This window comes from Psychrobacillus sp. NPDC096426, assembly GCF_044762745.1.
GTDB lineage: Bacteria > Bacillota > Bacilli > Bacillales_A > Planococcaceae > Psychrobacillus.
In genome coordinates this window covers 96,577-110,860 of sequence record NZ_JBIWEX010000004.1, presented here as the reverse complement: position 1 = coordinate 110,860, position 14,284 = coordinate 96,577, and the positions used below count along the sequence as shown (strand labels likewise).

General features: G+C 36.2%; 11 protein-coding genes. All 11 read left to right on the top strand.

Translation table 11 applies throughout. The features are described from left to right. Positions 1–52: 52 nt before the first annotated feature. The 11 genes from ACIQYS_RS05050 to ACIQYS_RS05000 all read left to right on the top strand — a co-directional run bounded on the left by ACIQYS_RS05050 (position 53) and on the right by ACIQYS_RS05000 (position 14,166). Positions 53–1,330 carry a TRAP transporter large permease gene (locus tag ACIQYS_RS05050; protein WP_402975781.1) on the top strand — a complete coding sequence of 426 codons (1,278 nt, stop codon included), beginning with the start codon at positions 53–55 and terminating at the stop codon, positions 1,328–1,330. 168 nt (positions 1,331–1,498) lie between these two features. Next, positions 1,499–2,464, top strand: coding sequence for an NAD(P)H-dependent flavin oxidoreductase (locus tag ACIQYS_RS05045; protein WP_402975779.1), 966 nt, complete (start codon positions 1,499–1,501; stop codon positions 2,462–2,464). Positions 2,465–2,492: 28 nt separating this feature from the next. Beyond that, positions 2,493–3,596, top strand: a complete 1,104-nt coding sequence (locus ACIQYS_RS05040; RefSeq protein ID WP_402975777.1) for a CaiB/BaiF CoA transferase family protein — start codon at positions 2,493–2,495, stop codon at positions 3,594–3,596. A gap of 38 nt (positions 3,597–3,634) precedes the next feature. Then, on the top strand, positions 3,635–3,817 hold the full coding sequence (locus ACIQYS_RS05035) for an acyl-CoA dehydrogenase family protein (protein WP_402976013.1): 183 nt from the start codon (positions 3,635–3,637) through the stop codon (positions 3,815–3,817). A gap of 20 nt (positions 3,818–3,837) precedes the next feature. Beyond that, positions 3,838–5,430 (top strand): long-chain-fatty-acid--CoA ligase, encoded by a 1,593-nt coding sequence (locus ACIQYS_RS05030; RefSeq protein ID WP_402975775.1) that lies wholly within the window; start codon positions 3,838–3,840, stop codon positions 5,428–5,430. Between the two features lie 132 nt (positions 5,431–5,562). Continuing rightward, positions 5,563–6,741: an acyl-CoA dehydrogenase family protein gene (locus ACIQYS_RS05025; RefSeq protein WP_402975773.1), complete on the top strand. Its 1,179-nt coding sequence runs from the start codon at positions 5,563–5,565 to the stop codon at positions 6,739–6,741. 76 nt (positions 6,742–6,817) lie between these two features. Next, complete coding sequence (locus ACIQYS_RS05020; protein WP_402975771.1) at positions 6,818–7,996, top strand: acyl-CoA dehydrogenase family protein; 1,179 nt, start codon at positions 6,818–6,820, stop codon at positions 7,994–7,996. Positions 7,997–8,160: 164 nt separating this feature from the next. Next, a complete protein-coding gene (locus ACIQYS_RS05015; protein ID WP_402975769.1) occupies positions 8,161–9,336 on the top strand; it encodes a lipid-transfer protein in 1,176 nt (391 codons plus the stop codon). 157 nt (positions 9,337–9,493) lie between these two features. Next, a complete protein-coding gene (locus ACIQYS_RS05010; protein ID WP_402976011.1) occupies positions 9,494–10,891 on the top strand; it encodes an MFS transporter in 1,398 nt (465 codons plus the stop codon). 220 nt (positions 10,892–11,111) lie between these two features. After that, positions 11,112–11,903 carry an IclR family transcriptional regulator gene (locus ACIQYS_RS05005; protein WP_402975767.1) on the top strand — a complete coding sequence of 264 codons (792 nt, stop codon included), beginning with the start codon at positions 11,112–11,114 and terminating at the stop codon, positions 11,901–11,903. Positions 11,904–12,993: 1,090 nt separating this feature from the next. Beyond that, positions 12,994–14,166, top strand: a complete 1,173-nt coding sequence (locus ACIQYS_RS05000; protein ID WP_402975765.1) for a TAXI family TRAP transporter solute-binding subunit — start codon at positions 12,994–12,996, stop codon at positions 14,164–14,166. The last annotated feature ends 118 nt before the right edge of the window (positions 14,167–14,284 follow it).

Below are 14,284 nucleotides of genomic sequence, written 5' to 3'. Positions count from 1 at the left end.
TACTTGGTTACTAATACTTAGTTAAACTAATAACGTAAAAAGAGGTGCTCAGATGGTGATCGGGATTTTAATGTTGTTATTAATTATTCTACTTTTAATAGGGATGCCTATAGCTTTTGTATTACTTTCGATAGGTTCAATAGGCATCTTTTTAGTTCAAGGATTTGACTCATTACAAGGTATTTTATCAACGACTGCTTACCGAAGTGTGAATAGCTTCTCGTTTAGTGCTATTCCTTTATTTATCTTAATGGCACATTTAATTTCTAAAAGTAAAATTGCTGATGAATTATTTGATAGTGTCATTAAATGGATTGGGCATATACCGGGTGGGGCAGGTGTCGCGACTGTTTTAGCAAGTGCAGGATTTGGTACATTATCAGGATCAAGTATTGCAGCAACCGCAGCAATGTCTCAAATTGCGGTTCCTCAAATGATAAAAGCCAATTACTCGGATAAATTTTCGGCTGGCTTAGTCGCTACTGCTACAGGAGTATTGGCAGCGATGATTCCACCAAGTATTCCTCTCATTTTATATGGAATTCAGACCGAAAACTCAATCGGAAAACTACTGATGGCTGGTGTTTTCCCAGGTATATTAATCGCCTTACTTATGTGTATTTTTGTTGTATTGGTGTCCTTTAAAAATAAGAGTAAAACGGAAAAGTATCCTTGGAAGGATAGATGGCTATCTTTGAAAAATATTTGGCCAGTCGTTCTATTGGTTTTATTTGTATTATTTATTATTTATACGGGAATTGGAACAGCTACAGAAGCAGCTGCTTTTGGTGCATTTGGTGCACTTTTGATTGGATTACTCATGAGAAGGTTAAACATTAAGACAGTTTTTGAGTCGTTAATGCTGACTACAAAAAATTCAGCTATGATATTTGCGATTATCATTGGTGCGCACGTCTTTTCTTACTTCATTGCTTTTACAAGGATTGGAAACAAAATAATAACTGCAATTGAAGCAACTGGATTCCCTTCATGGGCAATATTGTTAATGATTGTTATTCTTTATCTTGTCATGGGAATGTTTATGGACTTAATAGGAACGATGTTATTGACGATTCCTTTAGTATATCCACTAATAATTGGACTTGGATATGATCCAATTTGGTTTGGTATTGTCCTTGTATTGTTATTGGAAATCGGACTTGTGACACCGCCTGTCGGAATAAACTTATTTATTGTAAGTGAGAACTCAGGTATCCCTTCAAATAGAGTATTAGTCGGTTCAATTCCTTTTATCGGAGTTTTGTTTGTAGCGCTACTTTTGATAATTTTATTCCCACAAATTGCTTTGTATTTACCATCATTAATGTAATAACACTAAAAATAACTGAATATTCATTTATTTTTAAGACTGTAATGGAAATAATTTTGCTTTGGGTGACTTAATAAGCTCCAGATTAATCAAAGAAAGTAGAAAGGTGGGTGGAAACATGAAAGCTGTTGTATTGCGAGAAACGGATAAATATAGGAGGACTATAAAATGAAAACAAGAATTACAGAATTACTTGGAATTGAATACCCAATTATTTGCGGAGGAATGTTTCAGGTTGGAAGAGCGGAGTTAGCCGCAGCAGTTTCTGAAGCTGGAGGGCTAGGTATTATTACATCAAAAACTCAAGGATCACCAGATAAGTTACGTGAAGAAATTCGAAAAGTTAAGGCGTTAACTAAAAAGCCATTTGGCGTAAACTTAAATCTTTTTCCAAGTCAGTCTGCTACACCTAATGAAGAATTTATTGAAGTGATGATACAGGAAAATGTCCGCATCGTTGAAACGAGCGGACAAAGTCCAGAGCCACTAATGAAGCTATTGAAGGATAACAACTTTATCGTCATGCATAAAGTTATCGGAGCAAAATATGCAATAACAGCTGAAAGGTTAGGTGTTGATGCAGTAATTGTCGTCGGGAATGAGACAGGAGGACATCCAGGAATGAGTGATGTCGGTACAATGGTTGCACTGCCCCGTGTCATTGACTCTGTAAAGATACCTGTTATTGCAGGAGGTGGGTTTGCTGATGGAAGAGGACTTGTAGGTGCTTTGGCGTTTGGAGCAGAAGGCGTATTAATGGGAACTCGTTTTATGGCTACGAAAGAAGCTACTATTCATGACAATGTGAAGAAATGGATGATTTCAGCAGATGAAACCCAAACGGTTGTCGTTCAAAAAACTATTGGAAGTCCCTCACGCGTTGCAAAAAATGAAGTAAGTAAAGAAGTAGAGCGTTTAGAAACTAAAGGTACATCGATTGAAGAGTTGCTACCATTAATTACTGGACAGAGAACGAAGCATGTCTACTTTGAAGGTGATTTAGACGGGGGAATTTGGTCTTGCGGTCAATCAGTCGGATTAATTCAAGAAGTACTGTCGGTTGAAGAACTTATCAAACAAATGGTTGCTGAAGCCAAAAAAGCTTCAGCATTTATTCAAGAAAGTATAATCTAAAGAATTTATAAAAAAGGATGGATAAGTCATGTTAAAGGGTATACGCGTCATCGATTTTTCGCAATATCTACCAGGTCCGAATACGACATTACGCTTGGCAGATTTGGGAGCTGAAATTATTAAAATTGAGTCACCTAGTGGAGATCCTGCACGATTTCCTCCTGAAAAAGATGGCGGAGATCGGTACGTATTTCGTGCCCAAAATAGAGATAAAAAGAGTGTCATACTAAATTTGAAAGACCCTTCTGAACAGCAAAAAGCGAGGAAATTAATCAGGGAAGCAGATGTTGTAATTGAAAGCTTTCGTCCAGGTGTCGTAAAGCGGTTAGGTATTAGTTATGAAGAAATCATCAAAGAGAAGCCTGACATTGTATATTGTTCATTATCTGGTTATGGTCAAGAAGGTGAGATGAGTCATTTAGGCAGCCACGATATAAATTACATGGCACTAAGTGGAGTTCTTGCGCAGTTTAAAGACGATACTGGAAGACCTGTATTTCCTAGTACAACGCTTGCAGATTTAGTCGGTGCTGTTACAGCTAGTGAATCAATTGTTGCAGCACTTTTACAGAAAGAAAGAACAGGTAAAGGATCTTATCTTGATATTGCTTTAGCGGATTTAATGTCTTCACTTATGACAAATCATATATTAATAGAGTCAGCAACTGGGCAAAAAAATGGAGTTGAAAGATTGCATAAAAAGCTCATATCTTATTCCATTTATGAAACGAAAGATGGCCGATTTATAAGTCTTGGTGCACTTGAACCAAAGTTTTGGGAAAATTTTTGTCTAGCCATGGATAAAGAAGAATGGATACCAGCGCATCTTTCCGCTCCAGTTGAGACAAATCAAGTTTATGAGGAAATGAAAAATGTATTTTTAAGTCGGAACTTGGAACAATGGACGCTTTTTTCACAACAGGTAGACTGTTGCATGGCTCCAGTGTTGGAATCTGGAGAAATCGCAGACCATCCTTATTATAAAAATAGAAACCTCATCCAAGAGCGATGGGCTCTTAAATATGTTTCTACTCGTTATAACAACGGATATTCTTTACTTGAACATTCAACCCCTTCTCCGAAACATGGAGAACATACAGATGAGCTATTAAAAGAATTGAAGCATTCTTAAATTAACGTTCTGACGCAAATGACTGGGGCACTGAACGAATATTTGAACTAACGGTTACCTACTCGAAGCAAGGAGTTCAATTTGGACGACTGATTGGGAAGTTTCAAGCAGTTCGGCGGCAAATTACAATTTTAGCAGGAGAGGTTACTGCTGCTAAGTCTATTGTAATTAATAGTAAAAATAAATGTCGCAATCTTCTCTTTACTTCAAACCCTATTTAAATACAAGGAGGAAAATTGAAATGAATAGAACTTGGTATTCGTTTTATCCAGAAAATGTTCCGGAAAAAATTGAACTACCTACTATTTCTTTATACGAACTATTAGCACGTACAGCTGAGAAATATCCATTTCATAAGGCAGTTATTGACGGTAACGAAGAGCTCACCTATACCGAGTTAAAGAATGCATCCGACTATTTTGCCGCGGCACTCTATAACAGAGGATTTCGAAAAGGTGACAGAATGGCAATCATGTTACCAAATAGTGCCGAATATATCATTGCTTATTTTGCAGTTCATCGGTTGGGGGGAATTGTGTGTCAAGTAAATCCCATGTACCAGTCACAAGAATTGGAATATATTTTACAAAATTCTGAGTCCAAGTGGTTTATTAGCTTTGAAGAGCAACAGTATAAACTAACGGAATTTGGTAGTACCGATAAGTTAACCATCATTACTGCAGATCGGGGTCAAGTACACATTAATAATCTTCATGAGTGGATAAAGGAAGAAAACAACTTTCTCCCACAATTAGACATTAATCCAGAAGAAGATACTGCATTGCTTCAGTACACGGGGGGAACGACAGGCAGATCTAAAGGAGTAATGCTTACTCATGCTAATCTGCTTACGAATGTTTTCCAATCGGTAACGTTTCAAAAAAACGAACTTCAGATTCCAGGTGAAAGATCGTTTGGTTTATCACCATTATTTCATATAGCGGGAATTGTTAACTTAAATCAATCTATTTTAATTGCTTCCACATATATTGCGGTAAGAAGATTTCAGTTAGAAGCAACATTAGAACTAATTCGGAAACATCGTCCAACAATATTTTCTGGTAATCCTACAATATACATCGCACTTTTGAATTATCCAGATTTAAGAGATAGTGATCTAGAAAGTTTTAAGATTTGTGCGAGTGGCACGGCACCTATGCCAGTTGAAGTCATGGACGCAATTAAGCAAAAAACTAAAGCACGTGTTTATGAAGCGTTTGGTATGTCAGAAACGCTAATAACGCACCGAACTCCACCAGGTGCTATTAGTAAGATTGGCAGTGTAGGGGTGCCCCTGCCAAATACAGATTCTAAAATTATGGATATTGAAACAGGAACAAAAGAAATGCCCAATGGTGAAACAGGAGAACTAATTATTAAAGGGCCTCAAGTCATGAATGGTTACTGGAGAAATCTTGAAGAAACCGAGCATGCACTACGTAATGGATGGATGTATACCGGCGATATAGCGTATATGGATGACGATGGTTTTTTCTATGTAGTCGGTAGAAAAAAGGACATGATTATTGCTAGTGGTTATAATATATACCCAAACGAGATTGAAGAAGTGATTTATCAGCATCCAGCGGTCTTAGAGGCTTGTGTATTTGGCGTTCCCGATTCTTATCGAGGAGAGACTGTTAAAGCAGTTATTGTAATTAGAAAAACGGAAACAGTTACAGAAGAAGAAATTTTGAACTGGTGTAACGAGCGAATGGCGAGATATAAGGTACCACGATTAATTGAATTCAGAAGTGAGTTACCTAAATCTTCTGTTGGAAAAGTTCTAAGGCGTATTTTAGTAGATGAAGAGAAAAATAAAATTAAAAATTAAAGAACTAGAGATTACCTAGCAAGCAAAGAGATTGTTCGGCGCACCTGCGAATGAACCGAGGAAGAGGCATGTGAAAAACATAAAAAAACGTGAAACGAACAATACTATAAAAATATACGTGGAGGTATAAAAATGACACAAGCAGCAGTCGTAGATACAAAGAATGTAAATCGTTCTTATTTTACAGAGGAGCATATTATGTTCCGGGACTCCTTACGAAGATTTCTTGAAAAAGAAGCAGTACCATATTTTGACCAGTGGGAAGAAGAACGTCTTGTTCCACGTTCATTTTGGAAGAAGATGGGCAAGAATGGATTTATTTGTCCGTGGGTAGACGAGGAATATGGAGGTCTTGGTGCCGATTTTATCTTTACCATTATTTTAAACGAGGAGTTAGGACGCATCGGAGCGGGCTTAGGTGGAGTTGGTATTCACAGTAGTATCGTCGCCCCTTATATTAATAATTTTGGTACAGAAGAGCAAAAGAAGAAATATTTGCCTGGTTGTATTAGCGGAGATATTGTGACCGCAATAGCCATGACGGAACCTGGAGCGGGATCCGATTTGGCAGCAATCAGTACAACAGCGATTAAAGATGGAGATAGCTATATTATTAATGGTCAAAAAACATTCATATCGAATGGTATTCAATCAGACCTTATTGTTGTTGTTGCTAAAACAGATCCAAAAGCAAATCCTGCTCATAAGGGAATTAGCTTATTTTTAGTTGAAAGTGATACGCCTGGCTTCTCGCGTGGAAGAAAACTCAAGAAAGTCGGAATGCACAGTCAAGACACGGCAGAATTAGTTTTTGAAGATGTAAAAGTTCCAGCTACTAGTTTACTTGGAGAAGAAGGCAAGGGATTCTATCATTTAATGAAAGAGTTACAACAGGAAAGAATCCTTTCAGCTATAGGGTCTCAGGTAGCAGCTGAGGATATGCTTAACATGACACTTGACTATGTGAAAGAACGGACAGCTTTCGGAAACCCGATTAGTAAGTTTCAAAATACTCAATTTAAACTAGCTGAAATGGCAACGCATGTTCAATTAGGTCGAACATTGGTAGATGATTTAATTGTAAAACACATGGAAGGAAAAGATATTTATAAAGAAGTATCGATGGCCAAATGGTGGATTTCAGATAATACAAGAAAGATGGCTCCTGAATGTATGCAGCTTCACGGTGGATACGGATATATGGAAGAATATAAAATCGCTCGCCGTTACCGAGATGTAGCCGTAGCTCCCATTTATGCTGGGTCAAATGAAATTATGAAAACCATTATTGCCAAAAGTCTTGGGTTATAACAAGAAGAATAATGGATAGGAATATTCTAAAGGAAAAAACAAGTCATGGGAAAAGACAAAACGTGGGGGTATAAATATGACAAACGTTACAGCTGCAGAAGCAAAAAGTACAAACCGGTCTTATTTTACAGAGGAACACATTATGTTTCGGGACTCTTTACGAAGATTTCTTGAAAAAGAAGCAGTTCCTTATTTTGACCAGTGGGAAGAAGAACGACTTGTTCCACGTTCATTTTGGATGAAGTTGGGCAAGAACGGATTTCTTTGTCCATGGGTAGATGAAAAATATGGAGGTATTGGTGCTGATTTTATTTTCACGATTATTTTAACTGAGGAGTTGGCACGAATAGGTGCAGGTTTAGGGGGTATTGGTGTTCATAGTAGTATCGTCGGACCTTATATTAATAGTTTTGGAACAGAGGAACAAAAGAGAAAGTATTTACCTGACTGTATGAGCGGGGAGATTATTGCAGCAATAGCCATGACGGAACCTGGAGCAGGATCCGATTTAGCTGCAATCAGTACAACAGCGATTAAAGATGGAGATAGCTATATTATAAACGGTCAAAAAACATTCATTTCGAATGGTATTCAATCAGACCTAATTGTAGTTGTTGCTAAAACAAATCCAAAAGCAAATCCTGCCCATAAGGGAATTAGCTTATTCTTAGTTGAAAGCGATACGCCTGGTTTCTCTCGTGGAAGAAAACTCAAGAAAGTCGGAATGCACAGTCAAGATACGGCAGAAATGGTTTTTGAAAATGTAAGAGTTCCAGCTACCAGTTTACTTGGGGAAGAAGGCAAGGGATTCTATCATTTAATGAAAGAATTACAACAAGAAAGAATTGTTTCTGCTGTAGGTGCTCAGGTAGCAGCGGAAGATATGCTTAGTATGACACTTGACTACGTGAAAGAACGGACAGCTTTTGGAAACCCGATCAGTAAGTTTCAAAACACTCAATTTAAACTAGCTGAAATGGCAACGCATGTTCAATTAGGGCGAACATTTTTAGATGATTTAATTGTAAAACATATGGAAGGAAAAGATATTTATAAAGAAGTATCGATGGCCAAATGGTGGATTTCAGATAATGCAAGAAAGATGGCTCCTGAATGTATGCAGCTTCACGGGGGTTACGGGTATATGGAAGAATATAAAATCGCTCGTCGTTACCGCGATATTGCTGTTACTCCCATTTACGCTGGATCAAATGAAATTATGAAAACCATTATTGCGAAAAGTATGGGGTTATAAATGAAAAGATAGTATCCTTTCTATCCTTAAAAATGTACCAATAAAGATGTAAAAATAGGCTATATTGAGACGGAACAAATGAAGTATCAATAGGTGAACCCGGTGTGCTAATTGGTAAAGGACTACAAGTAATAAGAGGTTATACAAAAAAGGAGGAAATAGAAATGAGTAGAAATGCAAAAGTAATTGGAGTTAATATGGTGAAATTCAAAAAGCCTGGAACACATGAACCTTATGAAAAGATGGCATCTAAAGCTATAAAGGGTGCTTTAGAAGACGCAGGAATTGACTATAAAGAAATTCAACAGGCATATGCAAGTTATGTTTACGGTGATAGTACTTGCGGTCAAACAGCGCTCTATCAAGTTGGCATGACAGGAATTCCAGTTATTAATGTTAATAATAATTGTTCCTCAGGTTCCACTGCATTATTTCTAGCGCGACAAGCAGTAGAATCAGGCGCATTAGACTGTGTTTTAGCCTTTGGTTTTGAAGAAATGAGACCGGGTGCTTTGAGCAGTAATTGGAATGACCGTACCGCTCCTTTAGGATGGGCGCTAGATCGATTAAACGAGTTAAAACCAGATCTACCAGAGGGTCCAAGGGCGATAAAAATGTTTGGAACGGCTGGAAAGGAATATTTAGATAAGTACAATCCAAATGCAGATATATTTGCAAAAGTAGCTGTAAAGTCACGTAGTCATGCAATAAATAATCCTTATTCACTTTTTGATACTCCACTAACAGTTGAGGAAGTAATGAATGCACCAATTATTTTTCCAAATCTAACTCGTTTTATGGCTTGTCCACCAACTTGTGGAGCTGCTGCGGCAATTGTTTGTTCAGAAGAATTTGCTCGTAAGCATGGTATTCATGATGCAGTAGAAATAGTTGCACAATCGATGACAACCGACACAATTGAAAGTTACGATAATCCAATGAATTTGGTAGGTGCGGATATGACTTGGCATGCTGCGCAACAAGTATATGAAAAAGCAGGTATTGGTCCCGAAGATGTTAATGTACTAGAACTTCATGATTGTTTTACACCAAATGAAGTTATTACGTATGAAGGCTTGGGGCTTTGTGGATATGGGGAAGCAGAGAAGTTTATTAACGACCAGGACAATACGTATGGAGGTAAGTATGTAGTGAATCCATCTGGCGGGTTAATGTCAAAAGGCCATCCGCTTGGAGCAACCGGTTTGGCTCAATGTACGGAGCTTGTCTGGCAATTACGTGGTCAGGCAGGTAAACGCCAAGTAGAAGGTGCAAAAATTGCACTTCAGCATAATCTTGGTCTTGGTGGTGCATGTGTGGTCACGATGTATAGTAAATGATAAATTCTATTAACCTTGAAGAATTCGTTTAGATTAGCTACTGAAAAATACATTAAGTAATTGAATTAAAAACAAGCTTTTTCCTATGTAAAACTACCAAAAGCAATTGGTTATCCTTTAAGTTTATTACTAATTAGTAAAGGGGAGGTGAAAGTGAATCAAAACTTCATCTTGTACATCAAGTGAATTAAAAGAAGACTCCCCGCTTATTAAACATGAAAATATCTTATATGGAGTAATTTTTTTAAATACTTTAATTACAGTGATGAATACTTCTATGTTTAATGTAGCACTTCCTGATATTTCGGATCAATTTCAAATTAATGCTGGGTCCGCCTCGTTAATTGTTAGTAGTTATTCGATTTTATTTGCTCTAAGTGCTATTTTATATAGTAAATTTTCATCTTTAATTCCAATTAAAATACTACTTACAGTTGGTCTAGTTTTAATTAGCGTAGGTTCTTTAATCGGGATGCTGGCTATATCTTTTCCCTTGCTAATAGCTGCACGTATAATTCAGGCTTTAGGTGCTTCATCCATTTCTGCATTAAGCATTATCATAACAACAAAATATATCCCCTCTCACAGAAGGGGGAAACGGTTAGGGCTAGTGGCATCTGCCGTGACATTAGGTTTTGGTTTTGGCCCACTTGCAGGAGGCCTCTTGACCCAGTTTTTAGGGTGGGAATACTTATTTGGTGTGTCCTTAATAGCGTTGATTGGTATCCCATTTTATCTAACTTTGTTGCCATTTGAAATAGGAGTTAAAGAAGTATTTGATTTCAGTGGCATGCTGCTTTTTTTTGCGGCCATTGTGTTGTTATTAAATGGTATTGCTTACTCGTGGATATTTATTCCACTATCCATTTTAGTGATGTTTTTTTACTTTCTTCATATTAAACGTCATGAGTTTCCATTTATGCAACCTTCATTGTTAAAAGATAAATCATTTCTAAGAATCATAGGAATTGGATTTATTATCTTTTTCATTAACTTTTCCATTTTATTTATGCTACCACTTATTTTAGCTAGGTCTTATGAGGTGGGAAATACAGCATTAATTGGCCTTATATTATTTCCAGGGGCGTTTATCGCCTCTGTTGTATCAATTTTGGTAGGAAAGGCTGCCGATCAATTCGGCCCTAAAAAGGTGATGTTCTTTGGCACCCTTTTTATGCCAATTGCTTGCATAATTGCGAGTTTGTTTGGAAATACATCTATTATGTTTATTATTCTAGCATTTAGTGTTTCAAGTAGTAGTTTCGTTTGTATTACAACTAGTTTGCCGAATATATTAACTGAAAAGCTTCCAACTAGCCAATTGACCACCGGAATCGGAACTCTTCAATTATTTCAATATATCGGTGGTGGAATCGGTGTTACGGTATCAGGAAAAGTGATTACATTTATCAGTGATATCTATCCTAGTAATAATGAATATATTATCGTATTTTGTATCCTATTCATGATTTCTATAGTGGCATTTATACTTTCTTCTATGTTTTTTAAAAGTCAAACAATTAAAATATTCTCGGTGAAAAAGTGGAAGGAATGATCTACCGTAATCCAAGAGCATTGTCCATTAGTAAAGCGGCTGGAATGGCCATTGATAAGTGAATGTCAATGGTGGGGCAATTGCACTTATTACGACAATTATTGAAAGTCTTCAAAATTAAAATATTTCTTAATTTCCTTAGAAGCCATCTTTGTGTAATAATAGTTTTTATTGATAATAGAACTTCTATATTGGAAGGAAAGAACTTGGGTGAATAAATATGAATTATGAAGAAAATTCGAAAAAGAAGTATTCGGTTCCTGCAGTCGATACAGCTTTTAAGCTGATTACATTATTAAGCAGAAAAAAATACCAAAGTAGTACGCTTACAGAAATCGCAAATGCTTTAGATTTAAATCCAACAACTTGTTTTAGGATACTATATGAATTACAACAATTGTCTGTTGTTAAATATGAACAACGAACCAAGCGATATACTCTAGGACCATATCTTGTTGTGTTGGGAGAACGAGCAAAAGAACATATAAATTATTTATCATTGATTAATTCATATCTTGAAAAAATGACTGCCGAAACAGGAATTACTAGCTTTCTTGTTTCCAGAGTGGGGAGAAACCGTTCCACAATTGTTTCTAAAGTGGAAGGTGACAACTTTGGAGTCAGGGTTTCTGTTGGTCGACATTTCGACTTATTAGATGGAGCATATGGAAAATGTATTATTGCGTATGCCAATGAGGCTGATATGGATTATTGTTTAAAATCTCACGAAAGAGTTAATGATTACAATCTTAAAGAAGTTGAAGATTTAAAAAAAGAACTATTTGAAGTGAAGAAAAATGGATATGCGATTTCCTTTAATGAAACAATCAATGGAATCTTTGGGGTTGCTGCTCCGATAATAAATTTTAATAATCAAGTGGAGATGTCCATAGCGTTTGCAGGTGTGTCTGCACAATATAGTATAGAAGAACTTAAGCCTTTAATAGATTTAGTTAAGGACTCTGCTCAAAAAATATCTAGTAAATTGAATATGGAATTTGAAGTATTTTAAATAAATAATATTAATTTACACGTGAATCAATTTCATAATGCGTACTTTTTAAAAAATCATAGAAGCGTATAATATTTGAATTAGTCTATCAGTTGCCAGTTTGAATCACAGTATGTTATTTGAACTAGATTAGATGCCTTCCTGAACAATTCCTAGCACATTCGATTCACTGATCAACGTAATCATGCGGGAATAAAGAGGCTTCCAATGAAATATCTTCAAAAATGAGAAAGCCACAGTCAATCTTGAATCGAAAATCACCTCGAAGCCCCTTTATTAAGCACAGATATCAATACCAGATAAAATCGAATTGTACCGATGGGGATGTTCTAAGTCATATAAAACTTGCATATCAAACAGGCTTTCTCGTCGTATAATAGGCATTGGGCATTTCTCCAGTCTGTTAATGTTTGTGTCGTAGCACTCATTATACAGGATTGGGGATGTGCTCTATTTTCTTGTCATTTTACGCTTAGAACCGCTAAGGCTCACAATTATGAAATTAACTCGTTTATATTTAAATTATCAATCTCTTTTGACAAGGAGTCATTCCGAATAAAGTCAGTAGTTTTTAATAATATGAGGTTATACCCAAAAAGTATTCTGGAACTCTAGGAGAAGGATGTTAAAATAAACTAACAATAATTAATATTCAGAAAACAATTGACTTTAAAATTTTCATGTGTAAAATTAAAATCATAACAAATAGAATGTAATTATTAATTCATTTGTATATAAAGGGATTATTATTTCGCATACAAAATATTTAGATGACTGCCGAGTAATGTTTTTGTAAAAAAACAAAAATAAATAGATCTATAGGCTTTCTATTTACTAATTTATATGCCTCTATATCTATAAATGACTGAATTTTATAAATACCGTAAAAGGGAGATTGTGAATGCAATCCAATCGGGATTACTGTAACTGTGATGGAGGTGGCAGGGGGGCGTTCTATGTAAGCGTTATTATTATGGAGTGAATGTAGAGATAAATGAAATTGTTTAGAGTAGTTATTTGCTAGTAAGTGAATAATTATTTCACGGCTTAGGAGTAGATCAATATTGAATTTTAAAAAGGGGGAAAACAAATGTTGAAAAAGTCCACATTTCTACTACTGACTATTTTTCTACTATTGTTTCTAGGAGGTTGCGATAGTGATACGAAACAATCAACAGACAATAAGAAATTATCATCTACTAAAGTAGATAAGGAGACTTATGCATTACCAAATCAAATGACATGGAGTGTATATGATGTAGGGTCAGGTGGCTATTCAGAAATGTCAGCCATTGCTAATATGCTTACTGGAGTAAGTGGAACTAAAATTAGAATGTTACCTTCAGCAACTGGTATTGGAAGGATGATACCTTTAAGGGATGGAACGGCATCGATTGGAAAAGTAGGAGACGAAATCCAATTTGCATTTGAAGCAATGGAAGAGTTTGTCGACCCAAGTTGGGGACCTCAAAACGTGCGAGCGGTGTGGGCACCAACTAGTTCAACGGGGTTCGCGGTTCGTAAGGACGCAAATATCAAAAAAATTAGTGATTTAAAGGGAAAAAAAGTACCGTGGATTGTCGGTAACTCTTCGATAAATATTAAAACTGAAGCCACGTTAGCATTTGCTGGGCTAACATTGGATGACGTAAAGTTAATTGAATTAACTTCTTATGCAGGCCAATCTGACGCATTAGTTTTAGGGAAAATTGATGTAGCCTCTATTAATCCAACAGCTTCCGCCATGTATGAAGCTGACAGTAAGGTCGGTATTCAATGGCTTGATATGGATCAGAATGATACTGAAGGATGGAAGCGTGTGCAAGAAGTCGCTTCATGGTTCTTTCCGAAAAGTCAATCTGGTATTCCAGGATTAGAGGGTGAAATCACTTTACAGGGACATGGGTACCTGATTGCTAGTTACGAGGATCAAGATTCTGAAACCATCTATGAATTATTGAGAGCCATGGATGAAAATTTCGACCAATACAAAGATGCAGCATTGAATTTAGTTGAATACGACACGGATAAAGTACTAAATGAACCACGTGGGATACCTTTTCATGAAGGTACAATAAAGTTCCTTGAAGAAAAAGGTCTTTGGGATGATAAAAAACAAGCTAAAAATGATCAATTGGTCGAAAGACATCTTAAATTAAAAGAAGCTTGGGATAAAGTAGTAGACGAATCTGTTGAGAAAGGAATTTCAAATAAGGATTTTCCGGAATATTGGTTGGAAAGAAAGAAAGAACTAGTTCAGTGAATAGATAAGTATGTAAATAGAATATAAGTTGAAATTTAGTTTCGTGCTTTTGTGAAATTTTACTCGTAGGTTTGAAAAAAAACGTTTCAAACCTACGGAAATAATTAATCTAAAATTT

What these genes read in the sequence shown, in the direction of transcription:
- ACIQYS_RS05000 (WP_402975765.1), top strand. Translation starts at nt 12,994, where the DNA reads ATGTTGAAAAAGTCCACATTTCTACTACTGACTATTTTTCTACTATTG.
- ACIQYS_RS05040 (WP_402975777.1), top strand. Translation starts at nt 2,493, where the DNA reads ATGTTAAAGGGTATACGCGTCATCGATTTTTCGCAATATCTACCAGGT.
- ACIQYS_RS05015 (WP_402975769.1), top strand. Translation starts at nt 8,161, where the DNA reads ATGAGTAGAAATGCAAAAGTAATTGGAGTTAATATGGTGAAATTCAAA.
- ACIQYS_RS05045 (WP_402975779.1), top strand. Translation starts at nt 1,499, where the DNA reads ATGAAAACAAGAATTACAGAATTACTTGGAATTGAATACCCAATTATT.
- ACIQYS_RS05030 (WP_402975775.1), top strand. Translation starts at nt 3,838, where the DNA reads ATGAATAGAACTTGGTATTCGTTTTATCCAGAAAATGTTCCGGAAAAA.
- ACIQYS_RS05050 (WP_402975781.1), top strand. Translation starts at nt 53, where the DNA reads ATGGTGATCGGGATTTTAATGTTGTTATTAATTATTCTACTTTTAATA.
- ACIQYS_RS05020 (WP_402975771.1), top strand. Translation starts at nt 6,818, where the DNA reads ATGACAAACGTTACAGCTGCAGAAGCAAAAAGTACAAACCGGTCTTAT.
- ACIQYS_RS05025 (WP_402975773.1), top strand. Translation starts at nt 5,563, where the DNA reads ATGACACAAGCAGCAGTCGTAGATACAAAGAATGTAAATCGTTCTTAT.
- ACIQYS_RS05005 (WP_402975767.1), top strand. Translation starts at nt 11,112, where the DNA reads ATGAATTATGAAGAAAATTCGAAAAAGAAGTATTCGGTTCCTGCAGTC.